We start from the raw sequence: 20,315 nt of genomic DNA, 5'->3' as shown, positions 1-20,315 counted from the left end.
GGTCACTCCCGGGCATAGGCCATGGCAGTGCTCAATCGTCTTCCTCGCGAAACGCTTTTATCCTGCCTTTTTTCTCGGCGTTGACCAGCGCCGCGTAGTCCCTGGCATTCTGCTCGGCATAAGCCAGGGCAAACTTGCCAAGGGCCTGATCGAAGGCGTCCGACTTGCCGAGATATCCGCTGATCAGTGCTGCGTCCCCTGACTTGGCATGCGCCCGCGCCAATGTCATGCCGCACACCTGCGCATACATGTTCATCTGCTCGAAAGACGCACCTTCCACCGGCAATGACATCTTCATATCGCGCAGTTGTCTGACGAAAAACTGCCGGCCCTTGCTGCTTTCGGTCCAGCCCAGAAAGATGTCGCTGGCGGACTGCGAAAGGCGCTGGCCGGTAACCACGCGCTGACCTTGATTGGCAAATTCGCTCTTGCCGGCATAGGGCGCCAGCACTGATGGGCAGGCTTCCTTGAATTGCAGCAGCAGCGGATGGTTTTCGGCTGAAAAGAACAAGCCAACGAAGCAGAACGTGCCCACGCTGCCGATGCCTACGGCTTTTACTGCAAAGTCCTCGAGGCGATAACGGTCGTAGAGAAATCTGCGCTCGGGTAGCAATGAGCTGCGGTAATCCTCAAGAGCCAGCTTCACGCGCTTGGCAAAACCGGCTTCATGGATATGGAACAGGATTGGCGGCTGGTCGACCAGGCGCCGCCTACCGCCCACTTCATCACTGATCTGGGGATACAGGTAGTCCCCAATGCGCGTTCTGGCCCTGGCTATCAACTCTTGCCGCGCTTTGCGGTATTTCATGCTGGGTGCCATGTCGATGATCGCTTGAGCGTCCAAGCGGTCGTACCAGACGTCAAGCGGACTCATCTCCGACAATTCACGCATGCGTTTGCGGTAGGCCTGCACGCAGGCCATGGCCAGTTGTCCTGCCTCCTTATCGTTCAGCCGATTGTCTTGGGCGGCGACGGCAAAACTGACCGCCAACCGTTTGATGTCCCATTCCCAAGGTGCAGGGAGCGTCTCGTCGAAGTCGTTGATATCGAAGATCAGGTTGCGTTCAGGGGTGGCGAACAAGCCAAAATTGAGCAGGTGGCAATCGCCGCACGCCTGGACGCGTACGCCGGTGCAAGGCAGTGTGGCGAGGTCGCGTGCCATCAGGCCGGCCGAGCCGCGCAAGAAGGTGAATGGACTGCGCAGCATTCGCCCGTAACGCACAGGCACCAGTGCCGGATGTCGGTCACGGTTGGACAGCTCGAGCAAACCGACAGGATCACGCTGCCTGGGCTTGCATTTCCACGTTGCTTGAGCCGCCCGCGGCATGACATCTCGTAGACGTTTGCCGGCCTCCAGTCTCTCCTTGAGCGAGTGAAAATTCTTATCTTCACGGATGTCGTCTATTACCCTGGACAACCGTTTGGTTGAACGCTTCTTGAACTCAGCCATGTCGGCACCTTGGATGAGCAAAGGGTGGGCCCGACCGACAACGGAACTCGTCTGTGATGAATCACTAATGCGGCGTCGAATATTCCCGGACAGCTACTGAAAAGCGTAGCAGTAATTCACTTATCCCAAATTGGCCGTGCAGCTACCAGTCTGTTGAGGCGGGCAGTGGCGTGACAAGGAGCGGTAATTGCCTTCGACACTGTGTTCAATGCTGTTGTGTTGTTGTTTGTCGTGCCTGCGCCGCTGCTGGTTTGCATCAAAGTGGTATTGGCGCGCAGGGCCAGAGGCGCACAAAGAAGCCCTGGCCAACATTGAGCCAGGGCCGCCAATTACCTTCAGGCGATAAGGTCCACTGCAAGTTGGAGGGCTACCCATAACGCCAGGCCAGTGGCGAATGCCAGCGCGATGTTTTCAAACCAGTTGTTGCGGTACGCCTTGCCCAGCAGCGATTTCTGGTTGGACATGATCAGCAGGCCCAGCGAGATCACCGGCAGGCCGATGATGTTCAGCGCGCTGACACCGATGGTAAGGGTCACGAAGTCGGGCATGCCCGGGATCGACCAGACCAGTGGCGTCACCAGGATGAACAACATGAACCACTTGTGCATCGGGTCGTTGTGGAATTCCTTTCCATAGCGTTCGCGCCGTTCGGGCTTCACATGTTGGAAAGCGTCGGTGATCAGCATGGGGAACGCAGTGGTCTTGCCGGAAATGCTGGCGAACAAAGTGGCGAATACGCCTACGAAGAAGATGTACCAGCCGATCGGGCCGAAGAACAGTTCCAACGCCTTGCCCAGGTCGCCGAGCGTTTTCACCTCGATGCCGTTGGGCCGCAGGATTTCCGCGCCGACGATCCAGATCGCCAGGTTGATGACGATACCGACGAATACCGCGAACAGCAGGTCGTTGCGCTGGATGCGTTTGTGTTGCGGGCCGACCCAGCCTTTTTCACGCATGACATAAGGGTGCACGAAGTTGGCTACCGAACCTGCCACGGCACCGATCACCGATACCGCTACCAGCAGAGCGCCGTGAACGCCTTCATCGGCTGGAATGCTGAAGCCGAAGTGAAGGGGCAATCTCAAGAGGGTGGGCCGAGACGACACCGAGAGGCTTCCTCAAATAGTGAGGGAAGGCCGCATTTGTCGCGGCCTTTACTCGTTAGACTTGCGCCTGGCCACCGTCGACGAACAGTTCGGCCCCGTTGACGAAGCTGGCGTCGCTGGACGCCAGGAACAGAGCGGCTTTGGCAATCTCTTCAGGCTCGCCGACGCGCCCCAAGGGAATCTGCGATGCCAGGTAGTCCAGCAGGCCTTGCTGCTGAGCTGCGTCCGGGCCGGCGAGGTCTACCAGACCCGGGGTGCGAGTCGCGCCGGGGCTTATGGTGTTTACCCGGATGTTGCGATCTTTCAGGTCGAGGATCCAGTTACGGGCGAAGGCACGCACTGCAGCCTTGGAGGCCGCGTACACGCTGAATGCGGGTGTGCCCGAGCTGGCCGCAGTGGAACCGGTCAAAATTACCGAAGCGCCTTGGGCCAGAAGTGGCAGCGCTTTCTGAACCGTGAACAGCGTACCTTTGACGTTACGATCAAAAGTGTCGTAGTAGTGCTCTTCAGAAATGTCTCCCAGAGGCAACATCGAGCCACCCCCTGCGTTTGCGAACAACACGTCAATACGCCCGTGCTCTGCAGCGACCTGCTGGTACAGGGCATCGAGTTCGTCCGGCTTGGAAGAATCCACTCGAACCCCGACTGCGCTACCAATCTGTGCGACGGCGTTGTCCAGCTCCGCCTGGCGGCGGCCAGTGATGAATACTCGTGCGCCTTGCTGAGCGAAAAGCTTGGCAGTTGCCAAGCCGATACCCGAAGTTCCGCCAGTCACGATTGCGATTTTGTTTTCAAGCTTGCCAGTCATGATCTTCTCCAGTGTTTGTGATGTTGCGTTGGGAGAAGCGTATCGACGACCGGAAAAAACCAAAATAGAATTGTTGTAAACTCATCGTTGCAGAAATGAAATGAGCAAACTTCCGGATTTTGAAGGGTTGGCGATGTTTGCCAAGGTAGCTGAGGAGGGTTCGTTCGCAGCCGCCGCCAGAGTCATGGGCGTTTCAGTGCCCACAGTTTCCAGGGCGGTAGCACGGCTGGAGGAGCGACTGGGGGGGCGCCTGTTCAACCGCACGTCTCGACAACTTTCATTGACCGAGTTCGGTCAGAGCATGGCGGGCAGGGCTGGGGAAATCTACCGACAGGCCGAAGAGGTGGAAGGCGAGGCGATGGAGCTCTCCGTTCGACCTCGCGGCCTGGTTCGCCTCGCGATCCCCATGTCGTTCGGCTTGAGATGGGTCGCGCCCTTGATGCCCCAACTCATTCGGCAGTATCCAGAGCTCTCGGTAGACCTCCATTTGTCCGACGCTTCGGTCGACCTGATCGCGGATGGTTTTGACGCGGCCTTGAGGATCGCTGCATTACCCGACTCCTCATTGGTGGCTAGAAAACTCTGTGCCGTGACTCAGTTTCTTGTCGCCTCACCGGCCTTCCTCAATCAGCACGGTAGGCCGAAGCACCCCCGAGAGCTGGCAAGTATGCCTTGCCTTAGCTACGCCTACCGTGCTCGGACGCAGGTCTGGAGATTCACTCATGCATCTGGAGTAGAAGAGGATATCGTGCCTACCGGGCCTTTGCGTGTCACTAATTCGGAGGCGATGATCCCAATGTTGCTAGAAGGGATGGCCATCTCTGAACTGCCTGAGTTCATCGCGAGTGAGTACCTGACGGATGGGCGCCTGGAAAGAATCTTGCCGGAGTGGAGTATGACTCGGGGCGGCTTGTATTTCGTGACACCGTCTGCGCGAACCCGGCCAGTGAAGATCAGAGCTGTTTCCGATTTCTTCTTTGAACACTTGTCCGCGCCGACGTGGCGCTGGACGCCCGGGTATGAGTCATCAGGTGATATTCAGCGAGCAGGGCTGTAGTAAGGTTGGTTCATCTACGGAGAATGACATGGGTAGTCAACTTCCAAAGGCCCTGGCCCATGAGAAACGCCGGAATCAGAAAAATTTTCCCGAAAATACCCTTTGATACTCCAGCAGCCTATGGCTGGTGCTTGCCAGCGCCGTAGCGCTTCTTGCGGGATCAGTATCCGCGCTGCTTCTGTTCTCCCTCGATCACGCGACCCAATGGCGTGCAACCCACCGCTGGGCCATCTGGCTGTTGCCTCTGACCGGCTTTGCAGTGGGGCTGGTTTATCACTTGATCGGCAAGCCGGTGAACGCAGGCAATAACCTACTGATCGAATAGATTCACGCCTCGAAGAAAACCGTTCCGCTGCGCATGATGCCTCTGGTGCTTGCGGGCACGGTTATATCCCACTTCTGGAACTATCGTGCTGTTTCAAGCAATCGATTTTGTCATTTTACGATCCCTCTGCAAGCACCATTGAGCTGCATAAATCAAAGGTTCCAGGGCGCGTCGGGATTTCTCGCAAAAAGCAATGCTGGCACGTTGACTCTCCCCTTAGGGGGAGACTTTAGACTCCCGGCCCTCGATATATCTGGCCTGAAAACAGCATTTTTTGGCCCGATGAATTTATTCATTCAATGCGGCTTTTGTAGGGAAACAATCAATGAACAATCCCTTGGAATTGGACAGCGTTATCAGCAGTACACAGGAGATTCTTGCGCAGTTGCTGGTGTTGGACCGGGCCGACGTGGCAGAGCACAGCAGTATCGTTGACGACCTCGGCGCCGACTCGCTGGACATCGTCGACCTGAGCTTCCAGCTGGGCCGTCAGTACGGTTGCACCTTGCCGAAAACCAGCGTGCTGGATCACGCGGTAGCGGTGTTCGGCGACGCCACCCGGTTTGTCGAAAAAGGTCGAATCACGCAGGACGGCGTGGCCTTGCTGGAGCAGAGCCTCAGCGCTTATGCGCCGGGCCAGTTGCACGCGGGCATGCAGCCGGGCGATGTCTTCTCGGCCACCACCGTGCGCAACTGGGCGCAGCAATGCCATAACGTTTTCAACTACCTCCCCGAGACCTGCCCTGAGTGTGGCGCGGTGCATGCCCAACTCAATGAACGCAAACAAGTGGTGTGTGGCGGTTGCAGTGCTCGTCTGACCCCTCTGGACGGTGACTCGATCTCGCGTCTGTTGGTTGAGCAGTACGCGGCCGCCCAGTTGAAGGCTTCGGCGTAGGGGTTGCCTTGATGCAGGCCCGAGAGGTTCTGGTCACCGGCTATGGTCTGGTGGCTCCCACGGCACTGGATGCAGCCTCGCTGTTCACGACGATCAGCGAAAACCGTTCCTGCATTCGCCAGCACCCGGCGTTTGTCGAACTGGGCTTTGCGAACCCGGCGGCCGGGTTTATCGATGAGCAACAATGGCAGGTGATCGCTGCGGCCTTTCCGGGCGATCTGCAGACCACCTCCCGCCAGGAATGGCTGGCGCATTACGTGGCCCGTCAGGCGTTGGCCCATGCCGGGTTGGCCGACGGCGCATTTGCCCGGGTCGCCAGCGGTATTTTCGTCGGGGCCAATAAATACTGCATGAGCGGTGATTTGCGGGACGCCAGCCGTTACATGGACGATCAGGGGCGGGTCGATCTTGACCAGTACCTGGATAACCACACCCTCAGCGGTGGGGCGTTCGCTCGGCGGGTTGATCAGCAAACCCGCCATCTCGCCGAATGGCTGGGTGTACGTGACCATATCTCCACACATTCCGATGCCTGTGCCGCTGGCACCATGGCCATCGGCAGCGCCTATCGAGCGATCGCCCGTGGCGAGATCGACCTGGCGTTGTGTGGCGCGGTGGAGTTGATGGCCCATGAATTGTCCTACTACAGCTTTGATGGGCTGGGCGCACTCTGCCAGCGAGTGGACTTTTCCCCACAAGAACAAAGCCGGCCGTTCATGCCAGACCGCTGCGGTTTTGTGCTGAGTGAAGGGGCGGCGCTGTTGGTGCTGGAATCCCGCGAGCATGCCGAGCGTCGTCAGGCCCGCTCGCTGGGCCGGGTGCTGGGTTACGCGAATCTGTGCGAGGCAGAGAAAATCACCTCCAGCAGCCGCGATGGCAGCAAGTACGCGGCCTGCATGACCGCGGCCCTGGCCGATGCCGAACTGCCCAGTGCGGCTGTGGACCATGTGAATGTTCACGGTACGTCGACACAAGCCAATGACCGTTGCGAGGCCCTGGGCCTGGCGCAGGTGTTCGGCGAAACCCTGGAGCAGATGACGTTCACCGCCAACAAATCTGCCGTAGGGCATTCGTTGGCCGGCAGTGGTGCCATTGAGGCGGTGCTGTCGTTGATGAGCATTCAGTCGGGAGTGGCCTTGCCGACCCTCAATTTTCAGCCGGAAAAATCCGAATTTCCGGAGTTGAAATTCCTTTGCGAACCGTTGCAGCAACCGATCAATGTCGTGCTTTCAAACTCCTTCGGGTTTGGTGGCGTGAACAGTTCGTTGGTGCTGGGCAGGGCATGACATGACCAGATCCAATTCAACTGCTGTTTATATCACTGCAGCGTCGGTACTCAACGCCGCCGGTACTGAATGTGCGCCTCGTGACAGTCAACCTCAGGCCGCGCAACCGCTGGATTTCGACCCGGCACGCCTGGCCCGTTGCGTCGCAGCGCCCGCCTTGCCGGCTGGTGTGTACGACCGTAAATTGTCCCGCAGCCTCGAGCCTCAGGGCGCGCGCCTGCTGTATTGCGCCGGCCGCCTCGCCGAGGCCTTGCGTGAGCTGGAACTGCCCGATGAGCGGATCGCATTGACCGCTGCCATTCCGGAAGTGGATGGCCCCAGCTCGTGCTGGGATGCAGTGCAGGCCATTGGCGCACAACCGGCGGATCTGTTGGCGCAATTCTTTGCCCACACACCGCCGCTGCATGCGCTGATGATGCTCAACAGTAGCGTCATGGCCCACGCGGCTGAGGCCTTGCATTGCAAGGGCCCCATGGGCGGTTTTTGCTCCCAGGGCAATGCAGGACTGGATGCTTTGATGGAAGCCGCCGCCCATCTGAGCGAAGGCCGTGCCGATGCTGCCGTCGTGGTCAGTAGCAGCCCGAACATCACCCCGGCATTGTACCTGCGTGACGCTACACACCCACCTGTGAACCCCGGCCCGTGGGTTTTCGGCGAAGGTGCTGCGGCACTGTTGCTGACGACCAAGCCGGGCCGCGGTGCTCAATCTGCGTTGCGCATTGCCGGGTTTGCCCGTGGTTACAGCGCGCAACCCGAGCGTGGGCTGGCGGTTGGTCGCGACGTCATCGAGCGTGCTTTGAGCAACGAAAAACTGTGTCTCAGTGATGTCGGGCAAGTCGTCGCCGATGCACAGGACCCGCAAATTGCCGCGTTGTTCACCCTATCGGGGCACACCCTCGAACACTCCAGGGCGTTGGTAGGTGACTTGGGCGCCAGCGCCTTGCTCAGCGAAATCGCTGTGACCTGGGCACTGGATTGCAGCCGTTACACGCTGTTGCTCGAACATAGCCGAGGTGGGCATTGGGGCGCGGTGCTGCTGGCCAGAACGTCGTCGGACACAGAGACAATGGAGAGTTACCCATGAGCCCCAGACGGATCGTGATCACGGGCATGGGCGCCGTCACCGGCTTCGGTTTCGAGTGGCAGTCCATGTGGCAAAGAATGTTGGCCGGCGAGCATTGCATTCGGCCGTGGCAACCGGAAGGCGTCGAGGCGGGTGCGTTCCCCGTGCGTTACGCTGCGCCCGTGGATATGGGCTTGATGCCGGCACACTTGAAAGACCATCCGGCCTGGGGGTTGTCGCTGGAAAAACGCACCCGTTTTGGTTGGGTCGCGGCCACCCAAGCCATTTCCGACAGTGGCCTGAGCCCCGAACAGTTGCGTGGCGCGGCGGTATTGTCAGCGTCCGGCGCACCTGCTCATCGTTTGCAGGACATGCTGCTCAGCCTGGCGGATGACCCGGCGCAGGCACCGTCCTGGGCTCAGTTGATGGCGCGACAGGCGCAGGTCGATCCTGACAGTTCACTGTGTCAGAGCAACGACCGCCTTGCGCGGGTAATTGCCGATGGCATCGGCAGTGAACGCCCGGTGATCAATATCAGCAGCGCTTGCGCGGGAGCATCCCAGGCCATCGGCAATGCATTCCAGATGATCCGTCGCGGCGAGGTCGAACTGGCCATTGCCGGGGGCGCCGATTCGGTGCTGAGCCTGGACACCATGACCGCGCTGTATCTGCTCGGCGCCGCCAGCAGCGAGCAGCGTTGGGGCACCGAACTGTGTCGGCCCTTCGACCGCCATCGCAGTGGCTTGATTGCGGGTGAAGGCGGTGGCTTTGTCGTGCTCGAAACCCTCGAACGGGCGCTCGCCCGAGGGGCAACGCCGTACGCCGAAGTGCTGGGTTTCGGCAGCAGCCTGGATGCCTACAAAATCACCGCACCCGACCCGCAGGGCCGGGGAGCGGTGCTGGCGATGCAGGCGGCCCTGACAGATGCCGGGCTGGAGCCGCAACAGGTCGATCTGATCAATGCCCACGGTACGTCGACACCCCTCAACGATGCCGCCGAAACCCTGGCGATCAAGACCCTGTTCGCCGAGCGCGAACATTATCGGCGGTTGCTGGTGACGGCCAACAAATCCCAGTTCGGCCACCTGATTGCGGCCGCCGGAGCACCGGAATTCATGCTCACGGCCCTGGCCTGCCGGGATGATCGGGTCACGCCGACCCTGAACCTGCATGATGCTGACGAACAATGCGACCTCGACTACTGCGCCCATCAAGCGGTCAAGCGCAAGGTGGACGTTGCCCTGAGCAACTCCTTCGGTTTCGGCGGCCTCAACACTTCACTGGCGCTGGGCAAGTACCGGGAGGCGCCGCGATGAAACAGGCGGTCGCGATTGCCGGTGCGGGTTGCGTGTTGCCCAGCGGCTGGGGTGTCGAATCTTTCTGGGCGGCTGCGAACGAAGGGCGCAGTGCAATTACGGCGCTGAACGCCCGAAGGTTCAGCAGCGAACGCGTGGTGGCGTTCGGGCAAATTCAGGATCAGGACCACCAACGCAGCCGAGAAGACCTTGCGCAAAACCTTCAACGTTACTGCACGCCGGCAGTGATCTGGGGCGTCAGCGCGGTACGTCAGGCGTTGGAAGAAGCAGGCCTGGCCGATGAGCAGGCGGATGTCCGTTTTGGTTTGTATTGCTGTCAGGGCGGCTACACCCATCCGTCTCTGGAATCCTATGCCGAGTTGTTGCTCGGCTGTCGGCAGGACGGCGTCGCCGACATGGCGGCGTTCGCCAAACGGATCCTGCAAGACCGTGCCCAGGACCCTTTTCTGGTGCTCAAAGGCTTGAGCAACTGCTTGCTCGGTGTCACCAGCCTGGCGCTGAAACTGGTGGGTGAGTGCAACGCCTATATGCAAGGTGTCGCCGGCAACCTGGCAGCCTTGCGTGAGGCTACGGCCGCTTTGCAGGATGGCCGAATCGACGCGGCGATCGTTGTCGGTGCGGGCAGCGAGCTGGATGCCTTGGCGCTGTCCGGGTTGGTTCAGGCGGGGGTCATCAGCGCCAACGGCTCGAACACTCTGCTGCCGTTTGACCTTCGGGGCACCGGCGGCATTGCCGGGGAGGGCGCGGCAGCATTGGTGCTGCGCCGGCGCGAAGACCTGCCGGCCGGCCCTCAGGCGTGCCTCGCCGACATGACGGCCCATGCCACCCTCGATCGCTTGAGCCTGCCCGACAGCCCAACCGATCTGTTGGTGTGCAGCGGCACCGGCGATGCGCACAAAGACCGCGTGTTGTGCCAGACGCTGGCCCTTGCGCGCGCCTCGCACATCACCAGCGGGTTGGCGATAAACGGCATTCTCAGCGCAGCGCCGAGCCTGGTGGATCTGATGCTTGCGCGTTGCGCATTACAGGCCCAAAGCGTGCCGCCGATTGCCGGTTTGCAGCAGCCAGTGGCAAACCTGCCGTTCATTCAGGGCGCGCCCCACGCCGCGAGCCTTGAGCATTGCCTGGTGCTGAACCGCGACGACAACGGATTCAGCGCCGCCTATCAAGTGCTCTACAGCGCAAAGGTCACTCAAGACTGACGCTGACTACCGCCTATTTTTTACTTTCAGGGATATGACAGTCATGGATTATCGCGATTTCGTTCGGCCCAAATTCGTCGGCCTGCTCCAGGCACTGGGCCTGGAGTGTGAGTTTCAGCGCGCCCTCGGTAGCCAGTTGTTCTACCGCAACCCCAAGGGCGACATGGTCACGGTCACCGACTTTCTCGGCGGTTACGGTGCGGCACTGTTCGGCCACAACGACCCACAGTTTGTCGATCAGCTCTGTGCGCTGCTGCGCAGCGACGTGCCGTTCAACGCGCAAATGTCGATCCGCGGTGCGGCCGGGCAATTGGGGCGAGAGCTCAGCGACGCCTTCAATCGCGAACTGAAGAACACCGAACGTTACATTTCGACTTTCTCCAACAGTGGCGCAGAGGCGGTGGAAATCGCCGTCAAGCACGCGGAGTTCCGTCGCCAGAAGAGCCTGCAAAAGCAGTTCGACGACATCGATTTCACCCTGGCCAGCCTGACCGCCAGCGAACGCGCTTACCGCGAGCTGGATGTGGCCGACCTCGACCTGCCTGCAGGTGTCCTGCCACCCACTCTGAACAGCGTGACCTTGCGTCAGGTGGTTGAAGCCGTTCGCCAACACAACCTGGCGCAGCTGCATATCGAACCGGTATTCATCGCCCTGCGCGGCAGCTTCCACGGCAAATTGGTCAATACCGTGCAACTGACCTATGGCCGTCAGTACCGCGCGCCGTTTGCCCGTTTTGGTCTGAACGTCGAGTTCATCGACCCCCAGCAGCCCCATCAGTTGCAGGAATTGCCGGCCCGGCACACGCACCATTGGCTGAGCCTGCAATGGGACGGCGAACACCTGAACGTGCTGAAACTGCCGTTCAGCGCGATTACCGCCGTGTTGATGGAGCCGATTCAGGGTGAAGGCGGTATCAACGAGTTCGCGGCCGAGTTCTACCTGGGGCTGCGCAAGCTGTGTAACGAGCAACAGTGCCCGCTGGTCATCGATGAAGTGCAGTCAGGTTTTGGTCGCGCCGGGACGTTTCTTGCCAGCAGCCAGTTCAACCTGCAAGGCGACTATTACTGCCTGTCCAAGGCCCTCGGCGGCGGCTTGATGAAAATCGCAGCGACGGTGATCCGCAGCAGCCACTACGAAGGCGAGTTCAGCTACATCCACAGCTCGACCTTCGCCGAGGACGATCCGTCCTGCCATATCGCGCTGTCGGCATTGCGCCGGTTGTTCGCCAATGACGACGCGATGCTCAAAGACATACGCACCAAGGGCGCGTACCTCAAAGCCTCGCTCAATGAACTGAAGATGGCCTATCCGGATGTGATCGCCGATGTGCGCGGGCGCGGCTTGCTGGTGGGTTTGGAATTGCACGACCTGAGTGTCAGCAGCTCGCTGGTACAGGCGTCGGCCCAGTACAACGATGCCTTGGGTTACTTGATCGCCGGCTACCTGTTGCAATTCGAAGCGTTGCGGGTAGCACCGTCGGGCAGCAACTCCAACGTGATTCGCCTGGAGCCGCCAGCCTGTATCACCCTGGGCGAAATCGACGGGCTGATCGGTGCCCTGCAACGGGTCTGTGACATGCTGCGCCGTGGCGATGCGTTGCCGTTAGCGGCGGGTATCTGCGCGGACTCGATTCCCGCCGTGCCAGCCCGTCAGGACGATTTTCGGGTGGCCGAGCCCGTTGAAAAAAACGATGCCAAGGTCGAAGTCGTCGCCCGGGTAGCGTTCATCAACCACCTGATCGATGCCGATATCCTCGGTGACGTCGATCCCTCGCTGGCAGCCCTGAGCCCGGAACAGAAACGCACGTTCATCAACCGCACCAAGCCTGAACGCCGCGCTGCGCCAGTCGGCCCGGTGATCATTCGGTCGCGCCTGGGCATGGCGGTGGAGTTCACGTTGTACCCGCTGTGCATGGATTCGGATGCCATGGCCGAGTACATCCTCAGCGGTGACCTGGACAGTATTCGCGAAGAAGTCGGCAGGCGTGTCACCGATGCCCGCGCCGATGGCTGCAGCATCGCCGGCCTCGGGATGTACACCTCGATCGTCACCAACAATTGCCAGGCGCTGAAGATTGCCGACATGGCGCTGACGTCCGGCAATGCCCTGACCATCGGCATGGGGCTCGAAGCCATCGAGCAAGGCTGTGTACAGCAAGGTCTGGCACTGCGCGAGCAAACCGCTGCCGTTGTCGGCGCCGCCGGTAACGTTGCGTCGACCTATGCCTCGTTGCTGTCCGCCACTGTCGATCACCTGATTCTGATTGGCAGCGGTCGTGACGGCTCGGTTCGGCGCCTGGAGAAAACTGCGCAACAGATTTACGCCGACGCGGCGCGTTCGATCCTCAAAGGCACGGCCGAACATGACCGGTTGGCGCAGCGACTGCTGGCCCTTGATGGTTTTCGTGGCTTGTTGCACTCGCATGGACAAAAAGCCGACCTCGGTTTGCACATCGCCCGTCTGGTGGATGAGCGCCTTGGCGCGAACGCCTTCATCACGGTCACCAACGATCTCGAAGCCCTCAAGGGTGCACGGATTGTCCTGTGCGCTGCCAATGCGCCTCAGCCGTTCCTCGGCGCCGAACATTTCGCCGAGCGCAGCTTGATTTGCGATATCGCCGTGCCGCTGAACGTTCATCAAGACATGCCGAGCCAACGCGAAGACGTGCTCTACATGCACGGCGGCATCGTCCAGACGCCGTTCGACGACGGCCTGGCGCCCAACGTGCGGGCCTACCTGAAAAAAGGTCAGCTGTATGCGTGCATGGCCGAGTCGGTGTTGATGGGCTTGTCTGGCATGAGCCAGCACGGCTCCTACGGCGATATCAGCCGGGAGCAAGTTCAGCAGGTCCGCGCACTGGCCGCGACCCACGGCTTCACCCTCGCGCAATTCAAAACTCAAAACTCGCTTTAAGGAGCGGTCATGACTCAGAAAATAGCCGTCGTGACCGGCGGCAGTCGCGGCATTGGCAAGTCCGTCGTGCTGGCCCTGGCCGGCGCGGGTTATCAGGTTGCCTTCAGTTATGTCCGTGACGAGGCGTCAGCCGCTGCCTTGCAGGCGCAGGTCGAAGGGCTCGGCCGGGAGTGCCTGGCTGTGCAGTGTGATGTAAAGGATGCGCAGAGCATTCAGGCGTTTTTTGAACGGGTCGAGCAGCGTTTCGAGCGTATCGACTTGTTGGTCAACAACGCCGGTATCACCCGTGACGGTTTGCTCGCCGCGCAATCGTTGAGCGACATCACCGAGGTCATCCAGACCAACCTGATCGGCACGTTGTTGTGCTGTCAGCAGGTGCTGCCCTGCATGATGCGCCAACGCAGCGGGTGCATCGTCAACCTCAGTTCGGTGGCCGCGCAAAAGCCCGGCAAGGGCCAGAGCAACTACGCCGCGGCCAAAGGCGGTGTAGAAGCATTGACGCGCGCACTGGCGGTGGAGTTGGCGCCGCGCAACATCCGGGTCAACGCGGTGGCGCCCGGCATCGTCAGCACCGACATGAGCGAAGCCCTGGTCGGCGCCCATGAGCAGGAAATCCAGTCGCGGCTGTTGATCAAACGGTTCGCCCGGCCTGAAGAAATTGCCGACGCGGTGCTGTATCTGGCCGAGCGCGGCCTATACGTCACGGGCGAAGTCTTGCCCGTCAACGGCGGATTGAAAATGCTATGAGCCAGGCACGCACGATTGTGATTACCGGCGCGGCCAATGGTATTGGCCGCGCCGTCGCGGAAAGTTTTGCAGCCCAGGCCGAGCACCTTTTGATCTTGCTTGATCGGGATCTGGCAACCTTGCAGCGGTGGGTCACCGAGGGCGAATTTGCCGCTCGCATCGAAACCCATCAAGCGGACATCGCCGATCTGGCCAGCCTGCAACTTCTGTTCAAGGGCCTGGCCAACCGGGTCGGCTTTGTCGATGTGCTGGTCAACAGCGCCGGGGTCTGCGACGAGAACGAGCCCGAAGACCTGGACAACTGGCACAAGGTGATTTCGATCAACCTCAACGGCACTTTTTACGTCACCTCGTTGTGCCTGCCACTGATGGCGGATGGTGGGCGGATCGTCAACATGTCGTCGATCCTCGGCCGAGCGGGCAAGGTCCGCAACACCGCTTACTGCGCCTCCAAGCACGGCATCATCGGCATGACCAAGGCCTTGGCGCTGGACCTGGCGCCACGGCGAATCACCGTCAATGCCATCCTGCCCGCCTGGATCGACACACCGATGCTGCAAGGCGAATTGGCGGCTCAGGCGCGCATCGCCGGAATCACCCATGAGCAAATCCTGCGCAATGCCAAGAAGAAGTTGCCCCTGCGGCGCTTCATTCAGGGCGACGAAGTGGCGGCCATGGTCCGTTATCTGGCGAGCCCCCAGGCGAGTGGTGTCACAGCGCAAAGCCTGATGATTGACGGCGGTGCCGGGTTGGGAATGTAGCCATGGCTCGACTGGGATTGAACCGCGGCCTTTTGGCCGCGCTGGTCAGCCTCGGCTCGCCGGTTGCGATCGCCGAGTGGTTGCCGGAGCATCATGAAGCGGAGATCGGCGTAGCCACGGCCGTGCGTCTGCACGGTGACGACCAGGTCACGCAAAAGGCCGTGTACCTCAAGTTCAGCCTGGAGGATGCCTGGGACAGCGGCTATTACAAGGCCAAGGGCCGAGCCCGTTACGACTTCCGTTATGACGGCAACAACCCCTACAGTGCGCAAGCCCGGGACGATTACCGGGCGACCGCCGATTGGCGGCACCTTTACTGGGGGCTCTACGTCGGTGACGGCGAGCTGACGGTGGGCTGGCAGCAGGTGGTGTGGGGGCGTGCAGATGAATTACGGGTGCTCGATCAGATCAACCCGCTGGACTATCGCGAGGGGGTGATCGGTCTGTTGGAAGACAGCCGCATCGCGGTGCCGATGATTCGCCTGGTGCAGCCGGTCGCCGAGTGGGAGCTCGAAGCGCTGGTGATCACTGATTTCGTGAAAAACCAGGCGCCGGCCGTCGGCAGCGAGTTCGATGCACCGATATTTGCCACACCCGATCCGCAGATGTTTGTGGTCGATTCGCGGCCCGGTTATGACGGTCACAGTGGCTTCGGTTATGGCGCCAGTGCCAGCGGCCGGATCGGCACGGTGGATGTCAGCTTCGTTGCCCTCAACGCCCGCCAGCAGGACCCGGTTTACGCCGTCGAAGGCCAGACCGAAGAGGGCCTGATTCGCCTCGAACGGCAATTCCCGCGCTATTCCATGGGCGGCGCCAGTGTGGCCATCGATGCCGGCCACAGCATCGTGGTACGCAGTGAAGTCGCCTACTTCGACAATTGGCGCGTCACCAATCCTTACCGCGCTTACGGCAGCGACCAGACGGCGATGACCAAGTCGCTGCTGGGCGTCGATTACCTGTTGCGGGACTGGCTGATCTCGACGCAGTGGCAACATCAGCGGCTGCTCGACTGGCAGCCCGGCATGGTCCAGGACAAACGCGACGACCTGTTCACCGTGTCTGCCGAAGGCTCGCAGTTCCAGGATCGCCTCAAGACCCGTCTGGTTTTCGGCATGTCGCCGCCAGCGCAGGACGACAGCTTCGTTCAGGGGATCTTCACCTACAAACCGGTGGACTGGCTCAAGTTGGGGCTCGAAGTCGATGTGTTCTTCGGCAAGCCCGACCGCCAGTTCGGTGCTTACGCCAACCGCGATCAGGTGCGCTTGTCCGCCGGTTATCTGTTCTGACCACACCAGTGCGGTGTGCGAACCACTCAAACAATGAAAAGGAAATCGCGATGTTGCCCATCTTCAAGACCCTGACTGTAAGCGCACTGTTGCTGAGCGCCGCTGCCGCCATGGCAGCTGAACCACGCACGGCCGACGACATCATTCGCCAGGCCCGGGACCGCGATGACGGCAAGAGCTTCATGTCCCAGGTGTCTCTGATCCTGATCGACAAGCAAGGTAACAGCCGCATCCGCGAGTTCAGCTACCTGCAAAAGGATTACCCGGACAGCGACAAATTCACCATGTATTTCTCCGCGCCGAGTGATGTGCGTGACGTCGCCTTCCACATCGAAAACCCGCGCGAGGCCCTGGGCCTCGAAGATAGCCAATGGATGTATTTGCCGGTCAGCCGACAGACCCGAAGGATTTCCACCACCGACAAGCGCGGGGCATTCATGGGTAGCGACTACTCCTATGCCGACCTCGACAAGATTCGCGCCGAAGACTATCGCCAAACGCTGGTTGGCGAAGAGCAGTTGCAGGGCCGCGATTGCTACGTGATCGAGCGTGAGCCGGCGACGCCTGCCGTGCTGGCCAAGACCGGCTACAACAAGCTCAAGGTCTGGGTTGACAAGAAAAACTCACTGGTGCTGCGCCAGGACTTCTTCGATGTAAAAGGTGTGATGTTCAAGCAGATGCGCACTCTGAAGACTGAAACCATCGACCAGATCGACAGCATTACCTTCAGCGAAACCGAAGACTTCATCGCCGGTACACGCTCTCAGCTGCGCTTCAACCAGTTGCAGTACAACGTCGCGCTGGACGACCGCCTGTTCACGCAGGCCGCGATCAAGCGTGGGCTGAAAGCCGGCGACTTGCCGGAATACGCCGTGTCTGCCCGCTAAGCGCCGCTCTCGATTCATCTGGAACCCTCATTCATGGAAAGATACCTGAACTTCGTCGAGCGCTATGCGCGGGCAATTGTGTTCGTGCTGGTGGCGATCACCGCCTACTTCACCTACACCCTCGGCGCGCTGATGTCGGACACCAATCCGTATCTGCTCAAGGACACTCACCCGGCGCGCAAGACGATCATTGATTTGCAGCGCGAGTTCACCGGCACATATGACTCGGTCATGGTGGCGCTGAGCAACCCCGAGAGTGTCTTCAACACCACGTCGCTGAACGCGCAGTTCGAGTTGTCCCAGGCCATACGCCGGCTGATGCTGGCGAACGATGAGGACCGTGTCGAACTGCAGCGCATCGTTGGCCTCCACAGTGGCGATCCCGATGCCCAGGCCTTGCTGGTGCAGATCCTCGCCGAAGGTTTTTCGCAGAACGATTACGCTGCCGCCAAAGCGCTGCGCGACCATGGGATTGCCCGGCACTGGGACAGCCACGACCTGCAGTTCCTGAGCTTTCTTGCCGAGCGGCTCAACCCGATCCAGGAAATGGCCTCGATGGCTGACCTGGAAAACATCAGCTTGAGTGCCGATGGCGAGTTGTGGATCCACAAGACCCTGCACGCCCTGGATATGGACCCGAGCAAGGTCGAAGCGCAGATCATGGGCAACGAGCAGATGGTTGGTGGCGTCGTCTCGGCGGACAAGAAAGTCGCCATGGTCGTCGCCGAACTGGGCACCAAACAGGACGACGCTCAGGCCCAGTTGCGTGCCTATCACCAGGTCCGCGAGATCATCGCGAAGTACCAGGCCGCTCACCCGGAGTTCACCGATGAGGTATTCATCGCCGGCATGCCGATCTTCATTGCGGCCCAGCAGGAGATCATCGATCACGACCTGGCGATGCTGTTCCCGATCGTGTTCCTGTTGGTGACTTCTCTGCTGGTTTTCTTCTTTCGCAAACCACTTGGCGTGGTGCTGCCGCTGTTCAATATCCTCTTCTGCACCATCTGGACCCTTGGCCTGATGGCGCTGCTGCGTGTACCGATGGACTTGCTCACCAGTGTGTTGCCGGTGTTCCTGTTCACCATCTGTTGTGCCGACGCGATCCACGTCATGGCCGAGTATTACGAACAGCTCAATTCGGGCAAGTCTTTCCGCGAAGCCAACCGAGAAACCCAGCGCCTGATGGTCACGCCCGTCGTTCTGACAACGGTCACGACTATTGCGACGTTCTTGATTTCCACCACCAACAACATTGTCAGCATCCGCAACTTTGGCGTGTTCATGTCCATCGGCCTGACGGCGGCGCTGATCATTTCGTTGCTACTGATCCCGGCGTGGATTTCGATCTGGGGCAAAGATGCCGTCCCGCGCAAAGTGCAACTCAAAGAGTCGCTGATCTCCCACTATCTGGTAGTGTTCTGTGCCTGGCTGATTCGCTGGCGCAAGCCGGTATTGCTGGTGACCCTGCCGTTGTTGGCGATGATGACGGTGTTCACGTTCAAGGTGGATATCGAAGACTCGGGCATTGCCTACTTCAAGAAGGACAGCCCGGTGCGGATGTCCGACGAGTTCATCAACCGGGCCGGAGTCGCGGGTACGTCGCCGGGCTGGATCGCTTTCGACACCAAGACTCCGCGTGGCGCGCTGACCACTGAAACCGTGCAGTTCCTGGAACGTCTGGACCAGTTCATCAGGGCCCAGCCGAACGTGAGTTACACCTATTCGGTGGCGACCTATATCAAGCGCATGAACCTCGTGCTCAATGACATGAACCCTGCTTTCCTGCGGGTGCCGCAGGCGGTGGAGCAGGTGACGGTGGTCGATGATGACGGGAAACCGGAGACCTTCGAAGTCGATGGCAACTCGCTCATCGAACAACACATCATGATGTTCGAGAACGGTGGCGGCACCGACTTGCAGAACGTGCTCAATGCCGATTACTCGAAGGCGGTGACGCTGTTCACCATGACCTCCTCTGTGGCGGGCGATTACCAGGCGATGCTCGATAAACTGGACGCCTGGCTGGCGATCAACAAACCGGCCAACCTGCAAGTCACCCATGCCGGTACGCCGTACATATGGACCGGGGTGTTGCAGGAAATCACCCAGGGTCAGGTGCTGAGCTTCTCGCTGGCGTTGCTGGCCGTGACCTTGATGATGATGTTCTGGCTCAAGTCAGTACGCCTGGGCATCCTCGGCATGCTGACGTTGCTGACCACGTCGGTGACGGTGTACGGCAGCATGTACCTGTTGGATATCGAGTTGAACATCGGTACCACACTGGTGACGTTCCTGGTGGTGGGCGTCGTGGATTACGCCGTTCACCTGCTGTCACGGATCAAGATGCTGGTGCAGAAGGGCGCCGAGATCGACGAGGCCATCCTGGCGGCCATGCAGGGCGTCGGGCGTTCGACGGTGGTCAATGTCGTGATCTTCTCGATGGGCTTTGTCGCGCTGCTGTTCTCCGCCTACAAACCCGTCATTGACCTGGGTGTACTGGTGATACTGGCGCTGTCATCCAGTGGCTTCATGACCATTTTGTTGGTCACGCTGATTTCGCCGTGGTTCTTTGCCTCGATTGTGCCGCAGCCAGCAGTGCAAGAGGGCGAGCAGCCGCGGGGTGAGGCTGTGCCAGGCTAAATCGCCGGGGCGCCTGCGTGTTGAAAACGGCACGGGGCGCCATGGCCGTTCAGCGGCGGCGGTGCGGATTCAGCGGGCTTTTTCCAGGTGTTCGAACTGGCATTGCATCTGAGCATCTTTGAGGCTCAGCTCAAACTCGACCAAGCCGTCATGCACTTTCTGCAACGCCTGGATCTGCCCCATCAATTCCTGCTTTTTGTTATCGATGGCCTGCATGGCCAGATCCCAGGGCAGCTCCTGGCCGCGATGATCCTGCAGAATGGCCTGCATTTCCTTGAGCTTGAAACCGAGTTGCTGAGCGCATTTGATGAAGGTCAGCAGCTCTACGCTTTGCTGGCTGTAGATGCGGTACTTGCCTTCGCGTTGCGGGGGGGGCAACAGGCCGATTTCTTCGTAATGTCGAATGCTTTTGACGGTGGTGCCCGACAGCTGGGCGGCTTTGCCGATGTACATGAAAATCCCTTTTTGACGCATCAGAAGCGAAAAGATGTCGCGCGCTCGCACAGGCGCGCGACATCTTTGCACAAGCGTCAGGGGGTTGGAAGCCAGTTTGGACAAGGTGTCGCAGC

16 protein-coding genes and 1 pseudogene are annotated in these 20,315 nt (G+C 60.1%); 13 read left to right on the top strand and 4 right to left on the bottom strand.

The window, feature by feature from the left end; genetic code table 11:
- Window positions 1–31: 31 nt before the first annotated feature.
- The 3 genes and pseudogenes from MJ643_RS00855 to MJ643_RS00840 all read right to left on the bottom strand — a co-directional run bounded on the left by MJ643_RS00855 (window position 32) and on the right by MJ643_RS00840 (window position 3,364).
- Window positions 32–1,450, bottom strand: a complete 1,419-nt coding sequence (locus MJ643_RS00855; protein ID WP_232108991.1) for a DUF2252 domain-containing protein — start codon at window positions 1,448–1,450, stop codon at window positions 32–34.
- Between the two features lie 335 nt (window positions 1,451–1,785).
- Window positions 1,786–2,514, bottom strand: a pseudogene (locus tag MJ643_RS00845) (divalent metal cation transporter); the annotation flags it as partial.
- A 97-nt stretch (window positions 2,515–2,611) separates the two neighbouring features.
- Window positions 2,612–3,364 carry an SDR family oxidoreductase gene (locus MJ643_RS00840; RefSeq protein ID WP_023662722.1) on the bottom strand — a complete coding sequence of 251 codons (753 nt, stop codon included), beginning with the start codon at window positions 3,362–3,364 and terminating at the stop codon, window positions 2,612–2,614.
- 100 nt (window positions 3,365–3,464) lie between these two features.
- Here MJ643_RS00840 and MJ643_RS00835 point away from each other — a divergent pair, with 100 nt between their 5' ends.
- The 13 genes from MJ643_RS00835 (at window position 3,465) to MJ643_RS00775 (ending at window position 19,746) form a co-directional block, all read left to right on the top strand.
- Window positions 3,465–4,421, top strand: a complete 957-nt coding sequence (locus tag MJ643_RS00835) for a LysR family transcriptional regulator (RefSeq protein WP_023662723.1) — start codon at window positions 3,465–3,467, stop codon at window positions 4,419–4,421.
- Between the two features lie 127 nt (window positions 4,422–4,548).
- Entirely contained in the window at window positions 4,549–4,746 is a 198-nt protein-coding gene (locus tag MJ643_RS00830; protein WP_023662724.1) for a hypothetical protein, read from the top strand.
- A 325-nt stretch (window positions 4,747–5,071) separates the two neighbouring features.
- Complete coding sequence (locus MJ643_RS00825; RefSeq protein ID WP_023662725.1) at window positions 5,072–5,641, top strand: acyl carrier protein; 570 nt, start codon at window positions 5,072–5,074, stop codon at window positions 5,639–5,641.
- Window positions 5,642–5,652: 11 nt separating this feature from the next.
- Window positions 5,653–6,927 (top strand): beta-ketoacyl-[acyl-carrier-protein] synthase family protein, encoded by a 1,275-nt coding sequence (locus tag MJ643_RS00820; protein WP_100413531.1) that lies wholly within the window; start codon window positions 5,653–5,655, stop codon window positions 6,925–6,927.
- 157 nt (window positions 6,928–7,084) lie between these two features.
- Entirely contained in the window at window positions 7,085–8,011 is a 927-nt protein-coding gene (locus tag MJ643_RS00815) for a beta-ketoacyl synthase (protein ID WP_208209235.1), read from the top strand.
- A complete protein-coding gene (locus MJ643_RS00810; protein WP_208209228.1) occupies window positions 8,008–9,306 on the top strand; it encodes a beta-ketoacyl-[acyl-carrier-protein] synthase family protein in 1,299 nt (432 codons plus the stop codon). Before MJ643_RS00815 ends, MJ643_RS00810 begins: the two co-directional genes overlap by 4 nt.
- Complete coding sequence (locus tag MJ643_RS00805) at window positions 9,303–10,508, top strand: beta-ketoacyl synthase N-terminal-like domain-containing protein (protein ID WP_208209227.1); 1,206 nt, start codon at window positions 9,303–9,305, stop codon at window positions 10,506–10,508. The genes MJ643_RS00810 and MJ643_RS00805 overlap by 4 nt, the downstream gene beginning before the upstream one ends.
- A gap of 43 nt (window positions 10,509–10,551) precedes the next feature.
- The gene (locus MJ643_RS00800) at window positions 10,552–13,422 is read left to right on the top strand and encodes an aminotransferase class III-fold pyridoxal phosphate-dependent enzyme (protein WP_024086889.1); all 2,871 of its coding nucleotides are present in this window, start codon (window positions 10,552–10,554) and stop codon (window positions 13,420–13,422) included.
- 9 nt (window positions 13,423–13,431) lie between these two features.
- Window positions 13,432–14,169 (top strand): 3-oxoacyl-ACP reductase family protein, encoded by a 738-nt coding sequence (locus MJ643_RS00795; RefSeq protein WP_024086890.1) that lies wholly within the window; start codon window positions 13,432–13,434, stop codon window positions 14,167–14,169.
- Entirely contained in the window at window positions 14,166–14,930 is a 765-nt protein-coding gene (locus MJ643_RS00790; protein ID WP_039612918.1) for an SDR family NAD(P)-dependent oxidoreductase, read from the top strand. Before MJ643_RS00795 ends, MJ643_RS00790 begins: the two co-directional genes overlap by 4 nt.
- A gap of 2 nt (window positions 14,931–14,932) precedes the next feature.
- Complete coding sequence (locus tag MJ643_RS00785) at window positions 14,933–16,216, top strand: DUF1302 family protein (protein WP_208209226.1); 1,284 nt, start codon at window positions 14,933–14,935, stop codon at window positions 16,214–16,216.
- A gap of 50 nt (window positions 16,217–16,266) precedes the next feature.
- On the top strand, window positions 16,267–17,103 hold the full coding sequence (locus MJ643_RS00780) for an outer membrane lipoprotein-sorting protein (protein WP_024086892.1): 837 nt from the start codon (window positions 16,267–16,269) through the stop codon (window positions 17,101–17,103).
- Between the two features lie 33 nt (window positions 17,104–17,136).
- On the top strand, window positions 17,137–19,746 hold the full coding sequence (locus MJ643_RS00775) for an MMPL family transporter (RefSeq protein WP_015270144.1): 2,610 nt from the start codon (window positions 17,137–17,139) through the stop codon (window positions 19,744–19,746).
- A 69-nt stretch (window positions 19,747–19,815) separates the two neighbouring features.
- Here the strand turns inward: MJ643_RS00775 and MJ643_RS00770 are convergent, their stop codons facing one another.
- Window positions 19,816–20,199 (bottom strand): MerR family transcriptional regulator, encoded by a 384-nt coding sequence (locus MJ643_RS00770; protein ID WP_003256870.1) that lies wholly within the window; start codon window positions 20,197–20,199, stop codon window positions 19,816–19,818.
- Window positions 20,200–20,315 lie beyond the last annotated feature (116 nt).

This window comes from Pseudomonas sp. PNPG3 (assembly GCF_023093815.1).
Taxonomy (GTDB): Bacteria; Pseudomonadota; Gammaproteobacteria; order Pseudomonadales; family Pseudomonadaceae; genus Aquipseudomonas; species Aquipseudomonas asiatica.
This window is presented reverse-complemented; position numbering and strand designations above follow the sequence as displayed.